Annotated in this window: 20 protein-coding genes; 6 read left to right on the top strand and 14 right to left on the bottom strand. The window is 42.3% G+C overall.

Going from position 1 to position 26,296, the window contains the following annotated elements; translation table 11 throughout:
- Positions 1-9 precede the first annotated feature (9 nt).
- Positions 10-888 carry a methylenetetrahydrofolate reductase gene (locus B9N78_RS05825; protein WP_085099770.1) on the bottom strand — a complete coding sequence of 293 codons (879 nt, stop codon included), beginning with the start codon at positions 886-888 and terminating at the stop codon, positions 10-12.
- 358 nt (positions 889-1,246) lie between these two features.
- On the bottom strand, positions 1,247-1,819 hold the full coding sequence (locus B9N78_RS05820; protein ID WP_085099767.1) for a DUF4136 domain-containing protein: 573 nt from the start codon (positions 1,817-1,819) through the stop codon (positions 1,247-1,249).
- Between the two features lie 207 nt (positions 1,820-2,026).
- On the opposite strand from B9N78_RS05820, the gene B9N78_RS05815 reads away from it, so the two are divergent.
- The 3 genes from B9N78_RS05815 to B9N78_RS05805 all read left to right on the top strand — a co-directional run bounded on the left by B9N78_RS05815 (position 2,027) and on the right by B9N78_RS05805 (position 5,665).
- Positions 2,027-2,380, top strand: a complete 354-nt coding sequence (locus B9N78_RS05815) for a PilZ domain-containing protein (protein WP_085099764.1) — start codon at positions 2,027-2,029, stop codon at positions 2,378-2,380.
- Between the two features lie 115 nt (positions 2,381-2,495).
- Positions 2,496-3,491: a glycosyltransferase family protein gene (locus B9N78_RS05810; protein ID WP_245805479.1), complete on the top strand. Its 996-nt coding sequence runs from the start codon at positions 2,496-2,498 to the stop codon at positions 3,489-3,491.
- A gap of 227 nt (positions 3,492-3,718) precedes the next feature.
- Positions 3,719-5,665 carry a methyl-accepting chemotaxis protein gene (locus B9N78_RS05805; protein ID WP_085099761.1) on the top strand — a complete coding sequence of 649 codons (1,947 nt, stop codon included), beginning with the start codon at positions 3,719-3,721 and terminating at the stop codon, positions 5,663-5,665.
- Between the two features lie 110 nt (positions 5,666-5,775).
- Here B9N78_RS05805 and B9N78_RS05800 read toward each other — a convergent pair whose 3' ends face one another.
- From B9N78_RS05800 to B9N78_RS05775, 7 genes are all read right to left on the bottom strand, one after another.
- Positions 5,776-7,512 carry a phosphoenolpyruvate carboxykinase (ATP) gene (locus B9N78_RS05800; RefSeq protein WP_085099758.1) on the bottom strand — a complete coding sequence of 579 codons (1,737 nt, stop codon included), beginning with the start codon at positions 7,510-7,512 and terminating at the stop codon, positions 5,776-5,778.
- Positions 7,513-7,871: 359 nt separating this feature from the next.
- Positions 7,872-8,999, bottom strand: a complete 1,128-nt coding sequence (locus B9N78_RS05795; protein WP_085099756.1) for a sodium ion-translocating decarboxylase subunit beta — start codon at positions 8,997-8,999, stop codon at positions 7,872-7,874.
- A 9-nt stretch (positions 9,000-9,008) separates the two neighbouring features.
- Positions 9,009-9,275, bottom strand: a complete 267-nt coding sequence (locus tag B9N78_RS05790) for an OadG family protein (RefSeq protein ID WP_085099753.1) — start codon at positions 9,273-9,275, stop codon at positions 9,009-9,011.
- A 30-nt stretch (positions 9,276-9,305) separates the two neighbouring features.
- Positions 9,306-11,138: a biotin/lipoyl-containing protein gene (locus B9N78_RS05785; RefSeq protein ID WP_085099750.1), complete on the bottom strand. Its 1,833-nt coding sequence runs from the start codon at positions 11,136-11,138 to the stop codon at positions 9,306-9,308.
- Between the two features lie 676 nt (positions 11,139-11,814).
- A complete protein-coding gene (locus B9N78_RS05780; protein ID WP_085099747.1) occupies positions 11,815-12,000 on the bottom strand; it encodes a hypothetical protein in 186 nt (61 codons plus the stop codon).
- Between the two features lie 168 nt (positions 12,001-12,168).
- Positions 12,169-12,342, bottom strand: a complete 174-nt coding sequence (locus B9N78_RS18130) for a hypothetical protein (RefSeq protein ID WP_170921380.1) — start codon at positions 12,340-12,342, stop codon at positions 12,169-12,171.
- Between the two features lie 129 nt (positions 12,343-12,471).
- Positions 12,472-12,840 (bottom strand): hypothetical protein, encoded by a 369-nt coding sequence (locus B9N78_RS05775; RefSeq protein ID WP_085099744.1) that lies wholly within the window; start codon positions 12,838-12,840, stop codon positions 12,472-12,474.
- A 243-nt stretch (positions 12,841-13,083) separates the two neighbouring features.
- On the opposite strand from B9N78_RS05775, the gene cbiM reads away from it, so the two are divergent.
- A complete protein-coding gene (cbiM, locus tag B9N78_RS05770; RefSeq protein ID WP_085099741.1) occupies positions 13,084-13,695 on the top strand; it encodes a cobalt transporter CbiM in 612 nt (203 codons plus the stop codon).
- A gap of 91 nt (positions 13,696-13,786) precedes the next feature.
- Here cbiM and B9N78_RS05765 read toward each other — a convergent pair whose 3' ends face one another.
- Both B9N78_RS05765 and B9N78_RS05760 read right to left on the bottom strand, forming a co-directional pair.
- The gene (locus B9N78_RS05765) at positions 13,787-15,157 is read right to left on the bottom strand and encodes an MATE family efflux transporter (protein WP_085099738.1); all 1,371 of its coding nucleotides are present in this window, start codon (positions 15,155-15,157) and stop codon (positions 13,787-13,789) included.
- A 207-nt stretch (positions 15,158-15,364) separates the two neighbouring features.
- A complete protein-coding gene (locus B9N78_RS05760; RefSeq protein ID WP_085099735.1) occupies positions 15,365-15,637 on the bottom strand; it encodes an HU family DNA-binding protein in 273 nt (90 codons plus the stop codon).
- 509 nt (positions 15,638-16,146) lie between these two features.
- On the opposite strand from B9N78_RS05760, the gene B9N78_RS05755 reads away from it, so the two are divergent.
- Together B9N78_RS05755 and groL are read left to right on the top strand one after the other, a co-directional pair.
- Positions 16,147-16,419, top strand: coding sequence for a co-chaperone GroES (locus B9N78_RS05755; protein WP_085099731.1), 273 nt, complete (start codon positions 16,147-16,149; stop codon positions 16,417-16,419).
- A 60-nt stretch (positions 16,420-16,479) separates the two neighbouring features.
- A complete protein-coding gene (groL, locus tag B9N78_RS05750) occupies positions 16,480-18,066 on the top strand; it encodes a chaperonin GroEL (RefSeq protein ID WP_085099728.1) in 1,587 nt (528 codons plus the stop codon).
- 83 nt (positions 18,067-18,149) lie between these two features.
- Here groL and B9N78_RS05745 read toward each other — a convergent pair whose 3' ends face one another.
- The 3 genes from B9N78_RS05745 to B9N78_RS05735 all read right to left on the bottom strand — a co-directional run bounded on the left by B9N78_RS05745 (position 18,150) and on the right by B9N78_RS05735 (position 26,295).
- Positions 18,150-20,582 carry a glycosyltransferase gene (locus B9N78_RS05745; protein ID WP_085099725.1) on the bottom strand — a complete coding sequence of 811 codons (2,433 nt, stop codon included), beginning with the start codon at positions 20,580-20,582 and terminating at the stop codon, positions 18,150-18,152.
- Between the two features lie 194 nt (positions 20,583-20,776).
- On the bottom strand, positions 20,777-23,755 hold the full coding sequence (locus B9N78_RS05740; protein WP_085099722.1) for an AIR synthase-related protein: 2,979 nt from the start codon (positions 23,753-23,755) through the stop codon (positions 20,777-20,779).
- 47 nt (positions 23,756-23,802) lie between these two features.
- Positions 23,803-26,295 carry a diguanylate cyclase gene (locus tag B9N78_RS05735; RefSeq protein ID WP_085099719.1) on the bottom strand — a complete coding sequence of 831 codons (2,493 nt, stop codon included), beginning with the start codon at positions 26,293-26,295 and terminating at the stop codon, positions 23,803-23,805.
- Position 26,296 lies beyond the last annotated feature (1 nt).

Raw genomic sequence — 26,296 nt, 5'->3', positions numbered from 1 at the left:
AAGAAAAACTTAAGCAAAATAACCGTCAGATTTCAAACTTCCGATTAACCTTTCACACATTGCGGCGCGGTTAAGAGTGTATATATGAACTCCCGGAACTCCGCCTTTAAGAAGCCCCGCAATTTGATTTTGCGCAAAATTAAAACCAAACTCCATTACGGCCTCGTCACCGCCGTTTTTAAATGCTTTTTCCACTCCGCAATATAAATCACCGGGAATTGATGCGCCGCACAGTGACATAATCCTTCGCAGTGAGCCTAATGATTGAATCGGTAGAACTCCGGGAATTACCGGCTGATCAAATCCCATATCTCCAACCCTGTCCACGTAATCAAAATACTGCCTGTTATCAAAAAAAAGCTGCGTAATTGTAAACTCAGCACCTTTAGACAACTTGTCACAATGATAATTAATGTCCTGCGCGATAGTAGGAGAATCAGGATGACCGGACGGATATCCGGCAACGGCTATTCCCACATCTGAAAATTTACTCTCAACATAGTCAACAAGATCTGCGGCACGTAAAAATCTACTCTCATTATTCCCTTCTTCGCACCGCCCGTCTCCGCCAAGTGCTAAAATATCTGAAACGCCTGCGTCCTTTAATCTGCTTACAAAATCATCAATAGAGTGCTCACTTGCTCCCACACATGTCAGATGAGCAAGAATATCAATCCCCATTTCCTTTTTAAGCGTTTCGCAGACATCAAGAGAATTTTCATGACTTGAGCCGCCTGCTCCATAAGTGACAGAGGCGAATAAAGGTCTTAAATCAGCCAGTCTCTCCGCCTTCTCCATAAAGTTATCCCATGCCTGTTTTTCTTTAGGCGGAAAAAACTCAAAAGAAAAAAATTGTCCGACTTCTTTTATACTGCTTGCCACATTCATTATATTATCCCCTTATATAATTCCTCCCCGAACCTGACAGTTAATATCCTAATTGGCGGAGGTTTAACTTTATAGGATTTTTAGACGTAAATTTATCTGCCTTAGCCATATTTTTAAGATGTTGCTCAACCTCTTCCACCTGCAGTTTTCACCGCCTTCCGTTTTCTGCGGAATAAATATCAATAATTCACTATATAAACATATTGACATATAGAGAATTAAAAATGCCCAGACTTTTAATTTAAGTCAAGCCTGATTTTAATTTTGTTTGTAAAGGCGAATTAAACCACCTAAAAAAAATCCCTTCAAAAGCGATACTTTTGAAGGGATTAGAACCGACTATAAAAGAAAATAAATTTTATTCACATGTTCCGAAACGAAGCTTTTCGCGAAAGGAAACATTCGGGGCTGGGAATTTAAGCAGTACCCCTTTTACAAGACATTTACCGAAGACAGCCACCCCTTCCTGATTCTGGCTGGTAGCACTTCCCCGCCACAGAAAGGTTCTCATACCTTCATTTTCCGGTGTAACCATATAAATTCTCACGGTGTTATCATTTTTATCAGCATCACCCGTTTTAACAACACCTACGTCACTGTATGACTTGCTCAGGTAATTGTAATTATACGAATCACGTTTATATGAAACACCTCGTTCAACCACTGTTTTGGAACCGAAGTTAACGATCATAAGAAAATCCGGCGACACTGCATCGTAAACAAACCCTTTTGCTTCAAGCTCTGCCCGTGCAGTTTGAAGCAAAACAGTCTCAAGATCACTTCTTGAATCATTAGATTTTTTATAGGCAAAAGTATGAACTGAACTCATATCTAAGCCAGGTTCAGTCTTATTAACGACATTCATGTCGACATAGACACAACCTGAAAGCATCAAACCGATCAAAATAAAAACCGTTAATAACTTCTGCACCCCGAACTCCTGGAAGAAATAAAATTTAGGTAACCTTGCAATCGAGGCTTAGCTACTTTATAAACGCATACGATTTTAGCTACATTGCAATTACTTAACTGCTTTATCGTCTTTAGCCAAGGATTGAAATAGCTCGACCCTGCTAAATTTTAAAATAATACACTTCAAGTAGAAATTATATCAAATTTTGATCGAGGAAGATAAAAAATGAACAAAACTTATGAAAGACGAGATTCAATTAGAATAGGTCTTGAAAAAATTGACGATTTTTTTAAGCAATGCGATATTTCCGTATCGTCATGTGACTCAGATCTGGACATCACCATTTTAAATATTTCTTCTCACGGGATGAAAGTAAAACTCAACTCAGAAGGAGACTTCAGCAACCTGAAACTTAATTCTGAAGTCTTTATCCGTGGATGCATATTTAACGACCTCATAGGATTTCTGAGCAGCCAAAAGGCGATTGCCGTTTGGAAAGAAAACTCTTTTGTAGGACTGCGCTTTACTCCGGAACTTGATTTTGACAATGCTACAATCCGCCAAATGCTCAGCAATTAGCTTAAACAACAGTCAGCACAAAACCAGTGCACAATATATATGCGATTTCAGTTCAGCTATCAAATGTTTAAATACATACTTTATCACATTCAAATAATTTGGTATCTTCATATCTGTGAAGAAAACAAACATCAAAAAAATCGCATGGATCGGCAATACCTTTTTCCGCACAGGAATGGATCAGCTTGGATATGAAACAATCCATATTCCAATTCGCGGACAACAAGTTTTTACATGGGCTGATATTGTCGAAAAATCAGAATGCATTCCTGATATGGTGGTTTACGCTGATCGAAGCATAGCCCCGCCATTGGCAGGAGTGGAAACGTTTCCATGTCTGACAGTTTTCTACTGCATAGATACACACATTCACAGCTGGTATCCACTTTATGCGCAAGGTTTTGACATCTGTCTTGTCAGCTTAAAAGATCATCTAGATAGATTTACTCCCCGCCTTCCTAACTCCAGACTTTTATGGTTTCCACCGGTTGTTATGGATAACGATGTACCTCTTGCCATGGAAAAAGAATGGGATCTTCTTTTTGTCGGTAAAGTAGACCCGGACCTGACTCCTGAGCGGATGATTTTTCTTGATGAAGTGGCGAAACATGTTCCCGGTCTTCACGTTACTCAAGGTGAATATCGAAAACTATTTCCTAAAGCCAGAGTAGTCCTTAATATTGCGGAGCGCGGAGATTTAAATTTCCGAGTATTTGAAGCATTGGCATGCGGTTCATGTCTACTGACTCCGTATATCAAGCATGGATTATCTGATATTTTTACAGACGGCGTGCATCTTACTACATACGAAGCTAACAATGTTGCAGACCTTGCAGGAAAACTTGAGATGCTGCTTGCCAGCAAAGAGTTGCGCGACAAAATTGCGGCACAAGGAAATAAACTTATTGAATCATCGCACCGGATAATTCACAGAGCTCAAACTCTTAAAAATACAATATTAAGCATGGATGTAGAGAAATCAGTATCGGCTCGAATAGAAGCAGCACCCTTAATTCGCAAAAATTTTATGAGAAGCATCTACCTGCTTTGGGCCGAAGCTGTCCAAGATCCGACTCTTAAGCAAAAATATCTTGAGTCTTCCAAAAACTGAATTTATACGGTAATTTTAAACTTACTTAATATTAATGAATACTTAAAGTCGTTATAACACAATAATACAGCAAATAACTTAAAATTAATTTGTTTCTCAGGTGCAAACATTATATATTAACTCAATATATGTAATTTAGGCTAATACCTAGTGCGCGCACCTTAAGGATTTCGTGCTGCTGACTTTTATACTTTTTTCAACCCCATCATCCATAAGGAAGCTAGAGTATGCGATTTAATTTAAAGGTAAAGTTTATTTTCTCAATTATCCCGCTGGTAGCACTTACAATCGGAATACTCTCATGGGTTGCTTACTCTTCAGGGGCAGGAAGTCTTGAAAAAGAACTTACAGCTGCAATGATCAACACGCGTGAAAAGGCTGTCTCCTCTTTAGACTTCTGGTATACTGCGGTAATGAGAGATGGGGAAATTTTACCGGCTTTTCCGGAAATTAATGAAGCTTTAACTACGGACAACTATGATGAAGTAGAGCTTACTCTCAGCAAATATTTAAAAGACTCACCAACTTACGAAAATGTCTTCCTCATGACTCCTGACGGAACAATTAAAGCAGGCGGAAAACAAGGTACAGCCGTAGGTTCTAATATATCGTCAACTTCCGGTGGACGCGTTAATATAGAAAAAGCAGCACAAAATCAAAAATATATGGGCAAAGCCTATGAAGATGAAAATGGAAATGCAATTTATCTGCAGACTTTTCCCATCATGCAATCTGGAAAACTGATCGGTATTCTCGGCATAACTCCTAAGATTTCTGATTATAACAATAAGTACCTTAAAAATTCCAGAATAGGTGAAGAGGGATATTTATTCATGGCTGACACTGAAGGTCTTTTAATCAGCCACCCTAATAAGGATATGCTATTAAAAGCCAATCTTAAAGATTTCGACTGGGGTAGAAAGATTATGGCGACCCCAGTAGGATCAATTGATTACGTCTACGAGGGAATAAAGAAACGCATGAGTTGGCAGACAGATCCTAAAACCGGCTGGTATGTCGTATCAACAGTCACTCATAATGATATTTTCAAAGAAAGCACACGCATGGCATGGACACTTTTGTGGCTGGGCCTTGGTTCAGTAGTAGTACTATCCGTAATCATTATTTTATTGACTGGGAAAATTATTATATCCCCTATTACTACAATTCTGGAGCTTTTTAGAAAAATTGCCAGAGGTGATCTTTCTGTGCACGCTGAAGTGAAAGGACAAGATGAAATAGCTGAACTTTCTTCAGCTACTAACGAAATGGTAAGCCGTATTTCAGACGTTGTACGTGAAGTGCAGCAAGCCTCATCATTCGTCGAATCCGGTAGTAATGAATTAAGCTCTACATCACAAATCATGTCTCAGGGTGCTGCAGAACAAGCCTCTTCAATGGAAGAAATTTCTGCATCAATGGAAGAAATGGTGGCCGGAATTGCTCATAATGCAGAAAATGCACAAGAGACTGACAACATGTCCCGTAAAGCCGCACTTGAAGCGGAAAGAAGCGGAACAGCTGTTATTCAGACCGTTGAAGCCATGCATAAAATTGCAGCCAGAATTTCCGTAGTTGAAGAAATTGCACGCCAAACAAACCTATTAGCACTTAATGCAGCAATCGAAGCTGCACGTGCCGGAGAGCATGGTAAAGGGTTTGCTGTTGTTGCTGCGGAAGTTCGCAAACTGGCAGAGAGAAGCGGAGTTGCAGCGGCAGAAATCAGTGAACTCTCCAGCACAAGTGTCGAGATTGCAGAAACAGCAGGTAACATGCTTAAAGCTATCGTGCCGGACATTCAAAAAACAGCTGAGCTGGTACAAGAAATTACTGCTTCCAGCGCGGAGCAGAATTCCGGTGCGGAACAAATCAACAGCGCTCTTCAACAGTTCGATATAGCTGTTCAAAATAGCGCTTCAACTTCTGAGGAAGTCAGTGCTTCATCTGAAGAACTTCAAATTCAAGCTGAAAATTTAACAAATGCAATCAGCTTCTTTCACCTTTCAGGGAATGACCAAAGATCTGCTTATACCCGCCCGAAGCCGGGAGCTTCTGGAAGAAAGCCATCAACCCCCGCGAGAAAAATTATTAGACCGATTAAATCAGCACCATCAGGTCTTTCTTTAGACATGGAAACTGAACTGGATTCTGATTCAGACTTTCAGCGGTTTTAAACCGATAACAGAAATTTACGGCTAAACCAGACAAAAAAAAGTCCCGATAAAGAAATTCTTTATCGGGACTTTTTTCTGTAATTATTCTGCTTAATCTTTTAAACTGAATCTTATTCTTTGATTCTAAGAACCTTAGTAAGCTTTGCCAATATTTCAGGCTTGCAATTAAGGTCCTCGGTCTCCTCAAGAAAATGTCTGCGCTGGGCAAATCTATCTTTAAGAGTCTGAATATACTCACTCTGATTATCTGTGTTCTGCGGATTGTATGTATCGTAAAATCCGGGAAGTATTTTTTCAATACAATTACGTTTAGGCAACTGCGCACCCGGAAGAAGGGACCAGTCTTCCCATTCCAGCTTATCAAGCAGGATCAAAGACTGTAAAGTCAGTGATGTCTTTAGCGGAATAGCATGCAGATTCACATCAGAAGATTTCCAGAAACCGACTGAGTTAAAACTGTATCCTGTTGCGCCATTTTCAAAAACATTTGCAAATGCTTCAACATCTTTCCAGAGCTCATAAACTCGGAACGGGTTGGCATAAGGGACGAAAACCAGCTTCTTAAGCTCTTCTTCTGAAACATTTTCAGCAAGATTGCGCTTTGTCATCAAGGCTGCGCCCATTGCTACAGCCAGATATGTATCAGTAAAGCGTATAATCGGCGGCAGACAGGTATCTTTCATGAGCCAGCATAAAACTTCAGGAAACTTACAACGGTTGACGTAATTTCCCAAAACATCTCGGTCAATTAAGGCTCTTCCGTTTGGATTACGCAGATCCTGTCCGAGAGGCAGAATTTTCCCGTCAACATTTATCGTTGCATGGTTCATAACTGAAACCATGTATTTCCAATCAGGATGACCGAGTGGTCTTGAATCTGTCTTATCAAACAGTGTCGGTTCCCATGCACGGCAGACACGATTCTTAATGTCAATCTGAAAGGCATCATCGTGAAGAACTTTTTTTGCAAATCCTTCAGGAAGTGTTCCGCCGTTATCATGCGAATTGGTATGAGAAGATTTTCCTGTACCGGAAAGTCCGAAGAAAGCAATAGAGCGTTGTCCTATCTTCTTTGCATTCTCATCCGCGCACTTGGAAAAATCAAGTTCCTTGATTCCGCCATGACAAGCCGCCATACCGACACGGATACCGGAAGTCCATGCAAGGGTTAAAGTTCCTTTCTTACGTTCACCGAAATAACGCATGCCGAAATTATAGATAACGTTACACTCTTCATCGACAAGTGCGAGCTGCGGAAAACCCTGATTGTGATAAAAAGGATCGTCATTGCGCCACACATTATCCCCGATGATAATAATATCCTGAATAGGAAGCTTAGCACTTTTTTCGTATTCTGCGGCAAGCTCCTCGTAAGGGGTAAAGTTTACCAGCCAATTGAAAATATTAGCTGCATCGTCCTCTCCGCCTACAATGGTCGCTCTGATCATGAGGTCTTTATCTAGACCTATTATGGCTTCAGCCTTGATCAAGGGACGCTTCTGCATGTCAGAGATAGCTTCCCTGAGGTCGCCTAGCACTTTACGCTGATCAGGCCCATTAAGCTTACTGTAAAACCTGCGAGCCTGTCCTGTGCGACCGACTATCTTGCCTTGGCAATTGTTCAAAACAGTTGCGCCCTTAGGCAAACCTAAGCGTTTGGCAGCCTCAGGATAAATCTCCTGATCAGTATCCATTACATCCCACTGCGTTTTAGCTAGCAGGTATGCTTCCGCAGCATTTACTTTTCTTACTCTTTTATCATTAACAAGAGTTTCTGCTATTGCCCGCAAAGGGGGTATTTTAGAAAGGTCTTCTTTATAAAACTCATATGTTGATTGACTTGCCACAAGTTACTCCTTCAAAAAAAATATAAGAATGACTAAATGTTATGAACCGCCTAATACTATTATTTACAAAAATCCACTCCACTTGACAGCCCTACGTCATGATCTGGCTAAAGGCTGAATAAACTTAATATCAATACTGAAAATCTGCCACCCAAATCCTGAAATTAAATGTTTAAATCTGATTTATTATGAAAAAAAAAGGCGCATTCTCATTTCGAGAATGCGCTTTTTTTTCGTTAACGAACAAAGCTAGTTTTTTCTATAGACATGGTAGTCATCTGACCAAGCTTTTTGATGATTATAGCTCGCCTGAGCTTTTTCATTCGCGCTCGAATTCTGAGTACTACCATCGTATTCATTTATAACCCCAATACAGACCAGAGGACACCGGCTGCGACAGCAGAACCGAGTACACCGGCGATATTCGGAGCCATCGCGTGCATAAGCAGGAAGTTATGAGGATCCTCTTTGCGTGCAACCATCTGCACAACTCTGGCAGAGTCCGGCACAGCTGAAACACCGGCAGCCCCGATAAGAGGATTGATCTTTTCTTTAAGGAAAAGGTTCATAAGCTTTGCAAAGAGCACTCCGCTTGCTGTTGCGACGCAAAAAGACGCCGCGCCAAGACCGAAGATCAGCAAACTGCCGGGGGTCAAAAAGGTTTGAGCCTGAGTTGACGCTCCGACTGAGACTCCGAGCAATATAGTAACGGAATCAATAAGCGAAGTACGCGCAGTTTCCGCCAAACGCTCAGTTACACCGGATTCCTTAAGAAGGTTGCCTAAGAAAAGCATCCCCACCAGAACAAGTGCACCCGGTGCGATTAACGTTGTGATGATCAGTGCTCCGACGGGAAAAAGAATTTTCTCGCGAACAGTAACCTGTCTTGGCGGAGCCATACGGATCAAACGTTCTTTCTTGGTTGTCAGCAGATTCATAATCGGAGGCTGAATAACAGGAACAAGAGCCATATACGAGTATGCGGCTATGGCGATAGCTCCCAGCAGGTGCGGTGCAAGCTTTGAAGCAAGGAATATGGCAGTAGGACCGTCAGCCCCGCCGATAATCCCGATTGCGCCGGCTTCTGCCGGGCTGAATCCCAGATACAAGGCCCCGATGAGGGTTGCAAATATCCCCATCTGCGCCGCAGCACCCAGAAGGATTAACTTAGGGTTGGAGAGCATGCACGAAAAGTCGGTCATTGCTCCGATTCCAAGAAATATCAGCGGAGGGAAAATACCTTTGCTGACCCCGAAGTATAAATAAGAGAGCACGCTTCCTTCATCATAAACGCTAAGAGGCATCCCCGCGATTGAAGGGATGTTACCTATAATTGCGCCGAACCCGATGGGAAGAAGCAAAAGCGGCTCATAGTCCTTTATAATTGCAAGGGCGATAAAAAAAATACCGATGACAATCATTATGAAATTGCCCATCGTCATTTGAAAAAAGCCCGTTGTACTTAGAAAATCAAGAAGTATATCCATGTCGTCCGTCTAGCTCTTATTTTTTTGCAGATATGCCACTGCAGCTGCGACTATTTCAGCCTCAACCGGTCCCGACGAAGCCGGCGGAGCCTGCTCCCCGCAGTGATGAACTGCAGGCGGGATAATCTTATCAAATAAACTAGCCAGCTTCGGAAGCATAGCTATGTAAAGACTCACCAGCATCAAAGCCACAAACACGATACTCATACCGGTTACGGAAAGAGCAACACCGTTACCATTGACTACGTGCTGCCAACTGAATATCACTTCCTGCATTAGGATCTCCTTTTGCGTTTAAGCGTCGGCTTAGATGATCATCTGAGCTAAAGCGTGCCCCTGCTGAACCTGATCTCCGGGTGTAACCGAAAAAGAGGTCAGTGTTCCGGGCTTATGAGCCTTAACTTCAATTTCCATCTTCATAGCTTCCATAGTCAACAGAGTCTGACCTTCCTGAACGACAGTTCCCGGGCTGACAACCAAACGGACAATAAGTCCGGGCATAGGAGCCACAATAGGTTCATTGGCTCCGCCGGCAGGTGCGCCTGCAGTTGCAGCGGCAGGAACAGCATCTCCGGAACCGATGTTGAAAGTTTTCCCATTAAGCGTAGCGGTATCGCCGTTGACAGTAACTGCATACGATAAACCGTTTACAGATACATTGACGGTACCAGAGCCGGAAGAACTGGAATTGGAAGCAGCTCCTGTCAGCTTGGCGACCTGTTCAGCTTCAACGTCTTTCTTGTAACGGATTCCTATACGGGCATCACCTTTAAGGTAAGTGATTCCTTTTTCCTTACAAGTCGCAACAATGAAAACATTTTCGTCAGTAACAGGAAGACCTTCTTCTTCAAGACGCTTACGAGCAGGAGCGAGTCCCTTTGAAGGGTCTGCATCATTAAGTTCAATAGGACTTTTAGTTGTAGGTTCAAGTCCGAGTTGTTCGGAAGCACGCTTAACAATTTCAGCATCCGGAGCAACTGGAGTTTTACCAAAGTATCCCAGAACCATTTTACCGTAGCCATCCGCAAATTTTTCCCAAGGACCGAACATAACATTATTGAATGCCTGCTGGAAATAAAACTGGGAAACAGGTGTAACGGAAGTACCGAAACCGCCTTTGCGCACGACTTCGCTCATGGCGCGGATTATTTCTGGATAGCGGTCCATGAGACCATTATCACGGAGCATCTGAGTATTCGCAGTCAGCGCGCCGCCAGGCATAGGGCTGAAAGGAATCATAGCATCAACCTGTGTTGCTTCAGGCGGCAGGAAGTAATCCTTCATGCAGTCACGGAAAACATCTTCAGCAACAATAATTTTATCTATATCGATATCAAGAGTATAATCTGTACCGCGCAGAATGTGCCACATAGTGATAATATCGGTCTGGCAGGTTCCGCCGGAGGCAGGAGCCATAGATAAATCAATTGCGTCAGCTCCGGCATCAATGGCAGCTTTATAACAAAGTCCACCTATTCCGGCTGTTTCATGCGTATGGAAATTGAGCATCACATCAGCAGGCAGCATTTTGCGTGCAAGCTTGACTGTCTCAAAAACTTTTGAGGGGGTAGAAGTTCCGGAAGCATCTTTAAAACAGACGGAATCATAAGGAATATCTGCGTCCAGAATCTGCCGGAGAGTTTTTTCATAGAATGCGGCATCATGCGCGCCGGAACATCCCGGAGGAAGTTCCATCATTGAAACAACAACCTGATGTTTCAAGCCGGCATTTGCAATACACTGACCGCTGTAAATCAGATTGTTAACGTCATTAAGAGCGTCAAAATTTCGGATGGTAGTAATACCATGTTTAGCAAAAAGATCCGCATGCGCTTTGATAACGTCACTGGATTGAGACTCGAGACCTACAACATTAACTCCGCGAGCCAGAGTTTGTAAGTCTGCGTCAGGTCCGGCAGTTGCCCTGAATCGATCCATCATATCAAAAGCATCTTCATTTGAATAAAAATAAAGAGCCTGGAACCGTGCTCCACCGCCAGCTTCAAACCAGTTTATCCCTGCTTCCCTTGCAGCTTCAACTGCGGGCAGGAAATCATCGGTCTTCACTCTGGCACCGTAAACGGACTGAAAACCGTCACGGAATGCAGTACACATGAACCTAATTTTCTTCTTGGCCACTTCCCCTCCCGTTGTACGTGAATGAATTATTCACCGCAGACTCGACAGCCTACGTTTAAACATTCTTGTTAAACATATCTCTTTTAAAGAAACCAAATAGTTACGAGAACATTTTCGCCATGTAGGAATATCACATGACATTATGACAAGCTGAAAGTGAACACGGTGTAGCATAATTCAGTTACAAATTCAGCAAGAAACAGCAGCATAAAAAAAATTTAGTGCCGGTTTTGATAAGGAAAATGAAAATATGTCTTTTTTTTGTTAACATAAAAACATAATCTAAAAAAAGTCTAGACTTGCAACATGCCTTTTTTATTATCAAAATTATAATTTAAAAAAATTAGCATGATTATAACAACAAAAAATAGACAATTTCGCATTCCGCAACCATAAACGGACTTCATATTGACTGCTTAAGGTTAAGCACAGGATTACCAATCAATAAAGAAGAAAATTGAGCCCATAAAATTTTACTTTAACAAATTTGTATTCAAAATAATGAACAATTACGCTTTGATTAATATTCAGACAGTTTTGAAGGGGAAAAGATATTATATTTCTCTATAATATCATAAAAATGCAAAATGCATTTTTAACAGAAAAAGCCATCCGACAGTGGACAGCTTTTATTTAGAATATCCCATACACGAAACAGCACTCTTTCATAAGGTATTTATTTATTTTTTTTGAAGTCTGCGCGAGAAGAGTCACATGAAATCCCACAATCTTCCCTTGTACTTTTCTTTGTGCTGCCACAGCTACAACCGCAACCACATCCTGAAGTGCCTTTACGCAACCATTTATAACCAAGATAAATCGCTGCAATACCGATCAAAATAAAAACTATTACATCCTGCATAAGCGCTCCTAGCGATATAGAAAGTCAATTTCATTTGTTTTATAATTAGTATTTATTCTGTCTAAGTCAACCTTTGTGTAATGTATAAATTGTAAGCTGGCCACTCACAAAAAAATCTCCTTTGCCATTTAGACAAAGGAGATTTTTTTTCATAATCAATAATGCTACTCAAGCTAAAAACTTGTGCAAAACACCGATAATTTTCTGGGCAGGACCTGAGAATCGTTCTAAAAAAGTTTGAAATGTTACGTAACTGGCGAGCAAAAACGCCACAAAGCCGCCATAGACTACAATATCAAACAAAATAGGAATGGTTTTTTCTGACAATCTAACTTTGCGCATTTTTTTCCTCCTCTGCATCTTATTGCAACTTACGAACCACTGGATATTAATTTGCATAAAGTTTTTTCATAAAAGAAAGCAGCCTGAGAACTCAGGCTGCTTAACGTAAACTCGAATATGAATGAGAACTCATCGCATGCGAGACCGCAGAAATCCCATTAAAATTATAATGGCAAGCAGAGCCCAATCTATACCGAAACCTGCAGTAGGGTTCATAACACACCCTCCCGGACCTGAAGACCGGGGGTAATAAAATTTCAGTACTTCTAGTGTAGTGTCTCCTAAAGAACCATACAATTCTTTACCATCCGTAGTAACCGGAACCAAATCTGTATCCACAGAACCTTTGAATGCGACTTGAGAATTATCTTTTTGATTTGTCAAAACCTTAGTTGAACAATCAGCAATAAGTATATCATCTGCATTTGCTGACAACTTACTTGTCCAGCATGAAAGTAAGCACAAACTAATAAGTATGATTGATTTAAACCGCCCCATAATTCCACCTCTAGAATTTTTTTTCTATGCCGCAATTAGTCAATAGTGAACAGTCGTTCAATGATTCTATGGTGTTATTTAAATAAAATTAGACTATAATTAACTTCTATATTTTAAAACAACTTGACACTAAAAACCGTGTGTCATAATTTTAAAAAACGTATACACATACTGAGTTGTTATTTAATTTTCAGGACCACTGCTTCTGTTTAATTAAACACGAAGTAAATAAGGATTTGAATCATGCATATTTCAGAGGGAGTCCTCTCGATTCCTGTGCTTGCTACAGGTGCTGCGGTGACCGCCGTGGGATTAGTTATCGGGCTCAAAAAAATGGATTCAGAGAAATTAGTTACAGTTGCTCTCCTTTCTTCTGTTTTCTTTGTTGCATCACTCGTTCATATTCCTATCGGACCTTCAAGCGCACATCTCATTTTAAACGGTCTCATCGGACTGGTTCTGGGGTGGGCCGCTTTTCCTGCGATATTTATAGGACTGCTATTGCAAGCGATCCTTTTTCAGTACGGCGGACTTACAGTAATCGGAGTAAATACCGCGACAATGGCCTTGCCTGCGGTTCTCTGCCACTACCTGTTCCGCTCAATGCTAACTAGAGGCGGCAGAAGCATGGGCATCGGCTCTTTCATGTGCGGAGCACTTTCAATAGGTCTTTCAGCTGTCTTAACTTCATTTGCATTATCCTTCACTGATGACAGTTTCATCGGAGCGGCTCAGATTATAATCTATGCACATATTCCGATTATGATTATCGAAGGATTTATCTGCCTGTTTACTTACAGCTTCATATATAAAGTACGGCCTGAAATGCTGATGATCACTCAGGAACAGGCTTAGCAGATACACTCGCAATACCTTCATAAAAAAAGGGCATAAGAGGAATTCCTCTTATGCCCTTTTTTGCATTTTCACCTGAAACTTAATTATACTATTCTATAACCCTCATGCGTTGCCACTTTCCGCCTTTGAAGCGGGTATAAAATACCAAGCTGAGCACAACCACATAGGCAGTAAAAATTGTCCATAGAAAATTAGGTCCGGCATTAAAGACCTCAACGCCGAGGTAGCAAGGTATAACCATCAGCATTACACAGAAGAAACCTACAGCCTTCATGACAAAGACAACGTCTCCTGCTCCTTTGAGCGCCCCTGAGTAAACAAGTACAAGCCCGTCAAATAAGATGTATGCCACCATAAACAGCAGAAAAACTCTACCGTGCACCAGAACTTCAGCAAACTGGGCATCACTTATTTCATGCGGACGGAACAAACTGATAAGAGTATCGGGCATCAAAAAATAAATAAGTCCCATAAACCCCATCCAGACGCATGTAATATGAAAAGCGCAAGTTGTAGCTCTTTTCGCATAATCCGGGCGATTCTGTCCTAATGCCTGCCCGACAAGAGTGCTGACTCCAACGGAAATTCCATATGCAGGAAAAAATGAAATACCATCAATTGATAATGCAATATTACTGGCCGCGAGGATAATAGTTCCAAGTCTGCCGACCATATACACAAAAAAGGTTACAGCAAATATATCCAGAAAAAATTGCATTCCGTTTGATATTCCAAACCTGATAAATCGGCGAAAAAGATCGGGAGCAAATTTAAAATTACTTATAATCCCGTATTTTTTTTCATTCTTACTATTAAAAATCAGTGGGCAATAAAGTCCTATCACTACGCACCATGATACAACGGTTGCTATTGCGGCCCCCCTTATGCCCATTTCAGGGAATATCCAGAATCCATTGATCAGAGCATAATCCAGCGGTATATTAACCAGTGCGCCAAACATATTTACGAGCATAACAGTTCTGGTTAAACCGCGACCGGAGTAAAAACTGGAGAGTGCGGTATCAAGCACCGGCAAGCCGGCTCCGAACATCAAAATTCTAAAATACTGCGTTTCCAGCACAAGTACGTCTGGCGGATGACCGCCGAGAACAAGTAACGGTGTTAGAAAATGTCCAAGGACAACTAGAACTGACCATGCGATTAAAGAAAAATATATCCCCTGCCAGAGGCTGGTTGCTACTTTATCAGGTCGCGCGGCCCCGGTATATTGGGCGATAAAAACGTTAATATAACTGGCAACACCCATAAAAAAAGATATGAATAAAAATGCGAGAATCCCGGCTGGAAGCGCGGCGGCAATTGCTTCTACAGAATACCGGCCTAGGAAGATCCTGTCAGTTATCTGCATAAGTGTGGTTGAGGCCATACTTACGGCAAGCGGCAAGCTGATTTTCAAAACATCTTTGTAGCCGAAAGGCTGATTCCACCGAGAAAGCATTTTATATTACTCCGTAAATAACAATTAAATAAGAATACGCTTAGATCTTGTCGAAAATTCCCGCAACCAGAATTTAACACCCCAGATATTAATAAAAACTCAAATACAGATAATCAAATTTTGAAAAAGAAAATAAATCGCCGTTTCAAAAAAAAAGCCGCTTCCGAAATTTCCGGAAGCGGCTTAAACAGTAAATATATAACTATCTTATTTAACTGCATCCTTAAGAAATTTTCCGGGAGCAAATTTTACTCCGCGTGAAGCGGGGATTTCAATGGCCTGTCCAGTCTGAGGATTGCGGCCTGTACGGGCTGAACGCTCAACGGTCTTAAATGTACCGAATCCTGTGAGAGTTACATTACCTTCTTCTTTAAGGCCTTCTTCAATAGCGCCGAGAACGCCGTCGATTGCAGCAGAAGCGTCTTTTGCACTCATGTCTAATTTATCCCGGAACTTCTTAACAAGAACAGTCTTACTCATAGTAAACTCCTTCATTTTTTTGAACCGCGCTAAGGCGATTTATCCGTACCCCAAAAGGGCCATTACATCATTAAATGACAAAAAGCCATAGGGTCATTTCAATTTACAGCTAATTAGGTATTACCTTTATCAGAATGATAAGGACAACGCTTTATATAAAAAACAAAACATTCTTAAACCTCTTGGGCTGGACGTGGCGAACTACAGGGGATGGACACCTATTGTCAAGTGGAACAGTATAATTTCGATACTTTTTCACTTCATAGATCATATTTCATCACTTCTTTGGCTGGAAAACAAAATCAAATTCCATAATACTGTTTTTTTTCATTATACGGTGTTGACTTATTCTTCTGCTGTCTTAATTTAGTTCAACTTCACCAGCACGAAGTGGTCTGACCTGCCGTCATTAATGGGCTGTCAGACTTAAATTTAAAGAAAGATCCGCCACAACCACGCGGATTATTAACTGATTATTAACCAATACTTTATTTAGTTCAGGAGGAAACATGACTCTCAAACCATTGCAGGATCGCGTACTCATTAAACGTCTGGAAAGTGAACAGAAAACAGCCGGTGGCATTATCATTCCCGATTCCGCCAAAGAAAAACCTATGAAGGGTGTTGTTGCTGCAGCCGGTCCCGGTAAAGACAAAGCTCCTATGTCCGTTAAAGAAGGTGACGTTGTGCTCTTCGCTAAATATGCAGGCAACGAACTTTCTATTGATGGTGAAGATTTCATCATTATGCGCGAAGAAGAAATTCTCGCAGTTGTTGAATAATTTTCAGTTAACGCCTCTCTATATATAATCAAAACGAATTTCTCTCAGGAGGATCTTTAAATGGCTAAAGCTATTGAATTTAATGTAAAAGCACGTGAACACCTCAAAATCGGCGTAGATACTCTCGCTGACGCTGTAAAAGTAACTCTCGGACCTTGTGGTCGTAATGTTGTAATTGAGCAGTCTTGGGGCGCACCGATCATCACTAAAGACGGTGTTACAGTTGCTAAAGCAATCGACTTGGAAGATAAGTTCCAGAACATGGGCGCACAGATGGTTAAAGAAGTTGCTTCTAAAACCAACGACATCGCCGGTGACGGAACAACTACAGCAACAGTTCTTGCTCAGTCTATTTTTGCTGAAGGTGTAAAACTCGTTGCTGCCGGACGTAACCCAATGTCCATCAAACGCGGAATTGACAGTGCGGTTTCAGCTATTGTTGAAGAACTCAACAAGCTTGCAAAACCGACTCGTGATAAATCTGAAATCGCTCAGGTCGGAACAATTTCCGCTAACAGCGATTCCTCTATCGGTGAAATCCTTGCTGAAGCAATGGACAGAGTCGGTAAAGAAGGCGTTATCACTGTTGAAGAAGCTAAATCCATGAAGACCGAACTGGAAGTTGTAGAAGGCATGCAGTTCGACCGCGGATATCTTTCCCCTTACTTCGCAACCGACACAGACAAAATGATCTGCGAATTTGAAGATCCTATGATCCTTCTTTGCGAAAAGAAAGTATCAAGCATGAAAGATCTTCTGCCCATTCTTGAGCAGGTTCTCAAAATGTCCCGTCCTCTGCTTATCATTGCAGAAGATATCGACGGTGAAGCTCTTGCAACTCTCGTAGTTAACAGACTCCGCGCCAACCTTCAGGTTTGTGCTATCAAAGCTCCAGGCTTTGGTGATCGCCGCAAAGAAATGCTTCAGGACATCGCAGTTCTGACCGGAGCTCAGGTTGTTTCTGCAGACGTAGGCTTGTCCCTTGACGCTATGACTATCGACGGACTCGGAACAGCTAAACGCGTTAAAATCGACAAAGAAACCACCACCATCGTTGACGGTGCAGGTTCTGTTGAAGATATTAAAACACGTGTGCGCAGAATTGAAGCTCAGGCTAATGATTCTACTTCTGACTACGATCGCGAAAAATTACAGGAACGTCTCGCCAAACTTGTCGGCGGTGTTGCAGTAATTAAAGTCGGCGCAGCAACTGAAATCGAAATGAAAGAAAAGAAAGCTCGCGTTGAAGATGCTCTTAACGCAACCCGCGCAGCTGTCGAAGAAGGCATCGTAGCAGGTGGCGGAACCGCTCTTGTTCGTTGCGCTAAAGTTCTCGACGACCTTAAATCCGGTAACGATGATGAACACGCAGGTATCGGTATAATCCGTCGCGCAGTTCAGCAGCCTCTTCGCATGATCGCTGAAAACGCAGGCTATGAAGGTTCTATCGTTGTTGAAAAAGTTGCTGAAGGCAAAGACGGCTTTGGTTTCAACGCAGCAACCGGCGTATACGAAGACCTCATCAAAGCCGGTGTAATCGATCCTAAAAAGGTTACCCGTATTGCTCTCCAGAATGCAGCATCTGTTTCCAGCCTTCTGCTGACAACTGAATGCTCCATCTCCGACGCTGTTGAAGACGAAGAATAAGAGTCTTTAACTTCGGTTATAAATATTAAAGCCCCGGAAGCATCTGCTTCCGGGGCTTTTTTTGCCTAAAATATAATTGAAAACTAATGGACAGCTTCAACCTTTGAGTGCTCCTCGTACATTGTCCACGTTTTTAAGAACTCACTGTCGAACGATCTGTTCTCGGTATATGTTCGCGCGCTGCGCTTCATGTACTGTAAAAGTTCAGGATGATCCGCCAGCCTCAAAATAGCTCTGGCAAGCGCGTCAGGATTACCGGCATCAACGATAAGTCCTGTTTTATCCACAATTAAATTTTCACAGGGGCCACCGAAATTAGTCACGATGACAGGAAGCCCCGAAGCCTGAGCCTCCAGAACAACATTACCGAAAGTATCTGTTGCAGAGGGAAATACGAATACATCAGAACTGGCATAAGCCTGTGCAAGGTCATCCCCGTCTAAATATCCTGTAAAAGTTACAGGACAACCGGATAACTCATTTCGCATTTCAGCAAGGTATGGACCGTCACCGACTATAACAAGATGAAGTTCCGGACGGATCGGAGAAATGGTTTTAAAAGCTTCAGTCAGTACATCAAGATTTTTTTCCAGCGAAACTCTGCCCACATAGAGAAGTTTCACAGCTTCCTTCACTTTAAACTTACCACTGAAAAAGCCGTTTCTTTTCTCAGGAGTAAAACGCCCTATATCAACTCCGCGCGGATATATCTTAATTTTATCCGCACTGACGCCCTTTTCGATCAACTCATCTCCGGTTGCTTCGGAAGGGACAAAAACAGTATCAAGCTGATTATAAAACCAGATCATAAACTTCCAGGCCATATCTTCAAGTCCGGTGTCATCTGTGAAGGCCCTTACATATTGCGGAAAAGAAGTGTGATAAGTACCATGAACCGGAAGTTTCAAGAGCTTGGCAATGGCCAGCCCCGCCAGCCCGACAGGCCCGGGTGTGGCCAAATGGAGCAGGTTATAATTCTTTTCCAGACAATGTGATAACATTCTTAAAAACGGTGGATAAGTGAAAGACAGTTCCGGATATTCTGGAAAGTCAAATTGACCGGCAGGGGCAAAACTGGCGACCTGATCTGTTATACCTGCACAGCCACATGATATAACCGTCAATTTTTTATGGTGCTTGCGAGCGACATCAAGCTGATTTTGCAAGGTGAGGGCAACCCCGTTCACTTCACTGAAAGTGTCTGTAAAGTGGGCGATTTTTGTTTCACTCCCAAGTGGATCTTTTTGTTTAAATGCAACCAGACATTTCCTTGCAAAATCCTGTTCTCTTGCAAACAATCCATATGACAGAAAGTACGGTGACAGCAGAGCATAAAGTGATCCGGCAGCACCTACAGTATGGAAAATATCAAATATGTTTGCGCCGAGTGCACTTTTTACTATCTTATCACCAAGACCGGAAAGAACTTTATCCGTTGCATTACCTACAAAACGAAACCATTCTTCTTCCAGCTCTTCAGGTTTAGTTTTCAAGCCGCTGCAAACTTTTTGTGCCCTGCGGTCATTCGCTACAATCTTATTTGCTTCCCTGAGCAAGGCGGCCTGCACAGAATCAGATGTTTCGAAGTATTTGCGAGACTTACGTCTATATATAAAACTCTGAAGTTTATTTAAAAGAGTCGGGTCTTCTTTTTCACCCGGATCAAGTGCATTATCTATAAACTGAAAACAATCTGCCGACCGTTTAAAGTCATCAATATTAAACTGACTTTTATAAAACTGGTATGCTATTCCATAAAGATTATGGGCCATAGTGTGCGGAGTTGCAGGATTACCCTGAATAATAGTGCGTCCCTCAGACACAGCGTTGAGCATCTCCTGCAGATTATCTGCTTCCAGAATTTCAGTATAGACTCTGGCAATATTCAGTCCGGAATGATCATCAGATCCTCCGGTTAAATGTTTCACCCACGGCCTGTCACCATAAGGCTCAATTGAATATTTATCCGAAAGCTGTAGAATCTTCTGCGGGGTCAAATTTTCTGTAATGGTTTTCAGAGCAGTGTTTTGTAATTCATCGCGGGTTCCGTTCAGCTCCAGCACATTGAACATCAACAGAGCTTTTTCAAAGTTCTCAACAGTTAGCCGTTCGTTTACCGCAAACAGAGGGTGCGCAAGAACATGAACAATATTCTGCTCACGTAAATATTTGACTAGATCAAAAACATTTTCTCTAATTTTTTGAAATTCAAGATGATGTGTTTCTGTAATGTCGTAAGCCAAAACATGAAGCTTACATCTATCTTCAGGAAAATATGTCGTAATTTCTTCACTGATAAAAGCATTATCCAAATGAGCAATTTCAAGACTCCCGTTTATGGTATTATGATCCGTAATAGTTACCATATTCATGGATCGGTCTAAGGCTCTTTCATAAATTTTAAGAGGCTCAGTAAAACTTTCAGGACACCCGAGCTTTTGCAAAAGCCATTGCGACGGTCTTGTTGAATATTTAGAATGAACATGCAGGTCTATCCTGACATTTGAACCGCTCATAGCAGCATCCTCCTGATACCCAGCTTAATTGTATCAATTAGCTATTTTCGTTTATTGCTGGGTATTCATATATGGAGGTGACGATTTAAGTGATCTACAATTGAGTTACAATTTGAAGTTTTTTCAGAAAAACAAAAAAGTGCCGCACCGGAATTAACCGATGCGGCACTTTTAAAAGCAATATTAAGCAGAATCTACCAGTCGAGTGTGCCTTTAAAAGCATCAGCAAGAAGTTCAATTTTGCTTCTGACAATTCCGGTTGTTCCCTCTGCAAGGCCGAAGGTATTGAGGCCGGTTGTCATACCGATACGTGCAAAGATCTGTCCTTCGAACAAAGCTTCAAACTTCTGAGCTTTATCAGGCGATACAGTTACAACAAATCTACTTGCTGATTCACTGTAAAGAATAGCCAGAGTGCTCATGCCGTATTCGCGCGGAACAGAACAGAGGTCAGCTTCTAAGCCGATTCTGCCGCCGATTGACATCTCTGCCAGCGCAACTCCGAGCCCGCCGTCAGAGAGGTCATGACAGGCTGAAATAAGTCCCTGATTCATAGCTTCCTGAACTGTTTCATAACGTTTAAGAGCGGTAAGAGCTTCAACATGCGGAACAGACGGATGAATAAATCCAAGCTGTGATGAAACTTCGGAGCCGCCGAGTTCGTTTCTGGTCATACCGAGAACATATACAAAGTCACCGGGATTCTTGAAATCTGAGGTAACGCACTTATTCACATCAGGTACAATTCCGATTGCTGAAAAAAGGACCGTCGGAGGAATAGAGATTTTCACGCCTCCGCCTTTATAGTCATTTTTCATTGAATCTTTACCGGAGATACAAGGTACTCCGAATGCACGGCTGAAGTGGGAAAGAGCCTGATTGGCTCTGACCAGCTGAGCAAGTTTGTAATGTCCGTCAGGTGTTGTTTCAGACTGAACGGGGTCACACCAGCAGAAGTTGTCAACTCCGGCCATGTGATGAATATCTCCGCCGACAGCTACAGCATTTCTGATAGCTTCATCAATGGCGTTAGCCATCATCCAATATGTATCGAGGTCGCTGAATTTAGGGCAGATTCCGTGAGAGACGACAAGTCCCTTGTCAGAATCAAGATCAGGTCTCAGTACACCGGCATCAGCCGGACCGTCCTGTTTCTCACCAACCAGAGGTTTGACGACACTGCGTCCCTGAACCTCATGATCATATTGGCGGATAACATATTCTTTACTGCATATATTGAGTCTGCCGAGCATATCTTTAAGCAAGGCAGTGTGGTCTGCGACTTCAGGCTCACCTTTGAATTCAACAACCGGGCGGTCCCAGACAGCTTTAAGCTTCATCTGAGGAACACCGTCATGCAGGAAGTCCATACGCAAAGCGGCAACATGTTTATCGCCGTATCTGATATTGTAGATACCGCTGTCGGTGTATGTTCCGAGCGCAGTTGCTTCAACATCCATTTCCTTTGCAAGAGCCATGAACTCATCCAGCTTTTCAGGAGGAACAGCCAAAGTCATACGTTCCTGAGCTTCGGAAACAAGAATTTCCCAAGGTTTAAGACCGTCATATTTAAGCGGAGCCTTAGCGAGATCGAGATCGCAACCGCCTGTATCTTCGGCCATTTCACCGACGGAAGATGACAGACCGCCTGCTCCGTTATCAGTAATAGCGTTGTATAGTCCGGTATCACGGGCGCGCATGAGACAATCATACATCTTACGCTGAGTGATAGGGTCACCGATCTGAACGGCAGTTGCAGGCGAACCTTCGTGCAATTCTTCGGAAGAGAAAGTTGCGCCGTGAATTCCGTCTTTACCGATACGACCACCGGTCATAACGATAATATCGCCGACCTGAGCTTTCTTTTCATGACTCAAGCGTCCGGCTACTTTAACAGGCATCGTTCCGACAGTACCGCAATAAACAAGAGGTTTACCAAGATATCTTTCATCGAAAACAATAGAGCCGTTAACAGTAGGCACACCGGATTTATTACCACCGTGCTCAACACCTTCGCGAACGCCTTCAAGGACTCTGCGAGGATGAAGTAGACGCGGAGGAAGCTCTCCTTCATGAAAAGGGGAAGCAAAACAGAAAACATCGGTATTACAAAGCAGGTTTGCACCCAGTCCGGTTCCCATAGGATCGCGGTTAACACCGACGATTCCGGTAAGAGCTCCGCCGTAAGGGTCAAGAGCGGAAGGACTGTTATGAGTTTCCATCTTAACGCAAACATTCAGCTTATCATTAAATTTGATAACCCCGGCATTATCCTTGAAAACAGACAGACAAAAATCGTCGTCGCCTTTTTCTTTACGGATTTCCTTGGTGGTATTCTGAATGCAGGTTTTATAGAGACTGTCTACGGTGGAAGAAACTCCGGTCTCTTTGTTTTCATATTCAATTTTAGAACTGAAAATTTTGTGTTTGCAGTGCTCTGACCATGTCTGTGCAAGGGCTTCAAGCTCTGCATCTGTGGGATTCGCGCCGATTCCCATTTTTTCACGTTCTGCAATGACTTCAGGATCAGAGTAATAATCGCGGATGCAATGAAATTCTTCAATACTCATAGCAAGCGTATTTGCACGGCTGAACGCCATCATTTCATCATCACTCATTGCAAGCAGATCAATTACAGCAACCTCTTCACTGGCTTTACCGGTAACCTGTGCCGCTTTAGCTTCGAAACCAGGAGATTTCTCCCATTCTTCAGCCGAACGAATTTCATAACGCTGAATGAGTTCATTAGCTAAAAGATCTTTTGCTATTGATGCAATCTGCTCTTTCGGAAGCTTCTCTGTGAAGATGTACTGTGTAGAGGTGTAAACTTTCACCTTTGCGGAATCTTCAGGTTTTAGAACCAAAACCAAAGATTCTTTTGCAGTCCGTCCTTCGTTATCAGTTACGCCGGGACGGAATCCAACTTCAAGATTCCAGGCAAAGTCTGCTGCAAGCGGTGTAAGGGACGGAGTATGCAGCACTGGATCGTGCAACACTCCAAGTTCCAAAACCTTCTCAATATCGGCTTTTTCAAGACCTTCAACAGTATATACTTTAATGGTCCGGACTTCACCGGCTTCTATGCCAAGCTCTTCCCGGATTTTACGGGAAACTTTATTCCCGTGAACATCCCGGACATTCTTTTTAAGACCAACCTCAACCCGCCAGAGCATGGTTATCTCCTTGTTTAATATAAATAATGAAGTCTGAAGCTGAATGCTCAAGATTCTTTTTTCGACCACTTCAACAAATTTCCGCCTAAATCCTTGGCTTCATATGCAGCTGTGTCAGCCCGTTTCAGCATGCTGACATGAGAATCGCCATCTTCATAAACGGTCATACCGCCGCTGATGGTAACTCTCCCGGAAAATTTAGTTTCTATTTTTACCCGAATTCTATTCCCTATCATTTCAAGGGATTCAGGTCTGACTTCTGTAATAATTATACCGAATTCATCCCCGCCGTAGCGGCATGGAAAATCCATTCCGGCACGAAGTTCTTCCTTTAAAATTTTAGCAACACTTTTTAATACCTGATCTCCGGCCTGATGCCCTTCCGTATCATTAACTTTTTTGAACCCGTCCAGATCAAAAAACAATATGCCGATGGGCCTTCCGGTTCTCTTACTGCGTGTTATTTCACGTGCAAGCATCGTATTGAACTGAGTATGATTGTACAACTCTGTCAGTCCATCAAAAATAGCCTGCTTTTTGAGTTTAGCCTCAAGTCTTCTGATCGCAGTCATATCACGGGCAACAATAAGATATTTTTCACCCGCGCCTTCAAGCTTACTGATAACAAGTTCAAACGGCAAACCTGCCGAATCCGTCCTTTTCATCAAAACTTCCACAACCGACTTAGGATGTTCAAATAATTCCGGCCCCCAGAGCCCTGTAAAAGTACCGGATGGAGTAGCTATATCAAAGATATTACGGCCTAAAAAAATTTTTGAATAACGTGATGAAACGTAGTGGATGTTGCCTCTGGCATCGACGGTAAAAACAACATCACTCATGGAATCAATGATCCCTTCCAGAAAATCCTTTTGCTTCAGAGCTTGAACTTGAGTTTCAGATATTCCGCGAATATCTTCCATTATCGCGGAAATCAGCCAGTCTTCACCTCTTTTCTGCTTATATGCTGATATATAAAGACAAGCATCGCGCGGAACTCCACCAGTTCTGAGTCTGGCGCAAAGTATTTTATTAAAAGAAATTATGGAATCATCTGAAATAAATTTACTCCATTCCTTGCCAAAGCCTGGGCCAACCAGCATATCAAATAATTCTCTGAAATTCTTCGTCCCGGAGACCGCAGCTCCTCCCAATATTTTCCTCATTTCATCGTTCATATCAAGGACTTGTCCTTGAATATCTAAACGGGCAATACCGAGAGGAAGAGTTTCAAGAGTTAAGGCGCGCCCTTCCAGCAAATGTAACCTGAGGCTGTAATGCTCATAAGCCTGGCCGATAAACCTGAAATATAACTTTAAATCCTCTGTCTCTCTTCTGGAAAGGCCCGACCCAACATACCTGAACTCACCAAGAGAAACATCATGACTTGAAATTTCTATCCCTTCCATGCGAACAGACCATTTGAGTAGTTCTTTATCAACCTGAGCGGCAATTCTTTCCAGCCCGGATTCATCCGCTTTGTACAGGTAATACTTATCAAAATCAGGTGACTTAAGAGCAATCTCCCACTTACTTACATCCCAGTTAAGCTTTACATGGCGAGCTATTATCCGTGGGATTGAATCCACCCCGCCTTCTGCTGTAAGCAGCTCTAAACTCATAAGGTAGCTGGATTGGAGTGTTTTTATTGAATGATTATAGAAATGATCCCTGCTGTCACTCTGCTCAATACCCAAAGTGCTGAGCATGGATTGAAATTTAGTCCGGCAAATATTTCTGAATTCTTCAATTGATTCTTCATCCAAATCCAACGAATTTTGCAGTTTAAGCTCAAACTGCAGGACATTAAACGGAGCAGAATTATTTCCAAGCTCCATTTCCGCCCACTTAGTGCCTAAAATTAATGCCTGAGTAGGCAAGTCAAAAGAATCCAGCTCTTCCAGCGAATGGTGATGCAAAATAGACGGACATTCAAGCGCCTTAAGTTTCCAGCGCGAAAACAAAAGCTGAGTAAGTGCCCCGTGGGTCATGCCCCAAATTTTATTTTCCGCCTCCGCCTGTCCTGGATATGACATTATAACTGCATCATTTCGCGGCATCTCCGGAATTTCATCAGGAGCTGCGAACTTAAGAAAGAGTAGCGAAATATCTTTAAGCAGGCTGCAAAGGTAAATTTTATCGGCATATTCAGGACAAATTCTTGAAGCAATAAGCTGAGCAGAAACAGCTCCCCACACTGTCAGCATCCAATCGCTGTAGATCTTGTAATTCTGCTTTTCAAGTTTTGTCTTAATATGTTGCTGAAAAGAAACAGTAACCGCAAGATTCAGCAGTTCTTTGGTTCCAAGAACTACCGCAGCACGCTTAAGGTCATAAATTTCCTGCGACAAACCATAGAAAGGAGAATTGACAAGATTCAAAATAGTAGCCGAAAGCGCAGGATCCATACTGATGATTTTCCCGAGCACAGAAAAATCAGGTTCAGCCTTGCTGGCTTCCTCCATAAGTTGAAGCATAACCGGAGGAAAACTCAACTTCATCATCAATCGTGGTGATTCAAGAATCTCATCCAGACTCATA

The organism is Desulfovibrio gilichinskyi (assembly GCF_900177375.1).
In the GTDB taxonomy this organism is placed as follows: Bacteria; Desulfobacterota; Desulfovibrionia; order Desulfovibrionales; family Desulfovibrionaceae; genus Maridesulfovibrio; species Maridesulfovibrio gilichinskyi.
This window is presented reverse-complemented; position numbering and strand designations above follow the sequence as displayed.

Excerpts from the sequence above, each read along its gene's own strand:
- B9N78_RS05735 (WP_085099719.1), bottom strand. The coding sequence starts at position 26,295 with ATGAGTCTGGATGAGATTCTTGAATCACCACGATTGATGATGAAGTTG.
- B9N78_RS05740 (WP_085099722.1), bottom strand. The coding sequence starts at position 23,755 with ATGCTCTGGCGGGTTGAGGTTGGTCTTAAAAAGAATGTCCGGGATGTT.
- B9N78_RS05825 (WP_085099770.1), bottom strand. The coding sequence starts at position 888 with ATGAATGTGGCAAGCAGTATAAAAGAAGTCGGACAATTTTTTTCTTTT.
- B9N78_RS05805 (WP_085099761.1), top strand. The coding sequence starts at position 3,719 with ATGCGATTTAATTTAAAGGTAAAGTTTATTTTCTCAATTATCCCGCTG.
- B9N78_RS05795 (WP_085099756.1), bottom strand. The coding sequence starts at position 8,999 with ATGGATATACTTCTTGATTTTCTAAGTACAACGGGCTTTTTTCAAATG.
- B9N78_RS05815 (WP_085099764.1), top strand. The coding sequence starts at position 2,027 with ATGAACAAAACTTATGAAAGACGAGATTCAATTAGAATAGGTCTTGAA.
- groL (WP_085099728.1), top strand. The coding sequence starts at position 16,480 with ATGGCTAAAGCTATTGAATTTAATGTAAAAGCACGTGAACACCTCAAA.
- B9N78_RS05765 (WP_085099738.1), bottom strand. The coding sequence starts at position 15,157 with ATGCTTTCTCGGTGGAATCAGCCTTTCGGCTACAAAGATGTTTTGAAA.
- cbiM (WP_085099741.1), top strand. The coding sequence starts at position 13,084 with ATGCATATTTCAGAGGGAGTCCTCTCGATTCCTGTGCTTGCTACAGGT.
- B9N78_RS05745 (WP_085099725.1), bottom strand. The coding sequence starts at position 20,582 with ATGAGCGGTTCAAATGTCAGGATAGACCTGCATGTTCATTCTAAATAT.
- B9N78_RS05775 (WP_085099744.1), bottom strand. The coding sequence starts at position 12,840 with ATGGGGCGGTTTAAATCAATCATACTTATTAGTTTGTGCTTACTTTCA.
- B9N78_RS05790 (WP_085099753.1), bottom strand. The coding sequence starts at position 9,275 with ATGCAGGAAGTGATATTCAGTTGGCAGCACGTAGTCAATGGTAACGGT.
- B9N78_RS18130 (WP_170921380.1), bottom strand. The coding sequence starts at position 12,342 with ATGCGCAAAGTTAGATTGTCAGAAAAAACCATTCCTATTTTGTTTGAT.
- B9N78_RS05780 (WP_085099747.1), bottom strand. The coding sequence starts at position 12,000 with ATGCAGGATGTAATAGTTTTTATTTTGATCGGTATTGCAGCGATTTAT.
- B9N78_RS05755 (WP_085099731.1), top strand. The coding sequence starts at position 16,147 with ATGACTCTCAAACCATTGCAGGATCGCGTACTCATTAAACGTCTGGAA.
- B9N78_RS05760 (WP_085099735.1), bottom strand. The coding sequence starts at position 15,637 with ATGAGTAAGACTGTTCTTGTTAAGAAGTTCCGGGATAAATTAGACATG.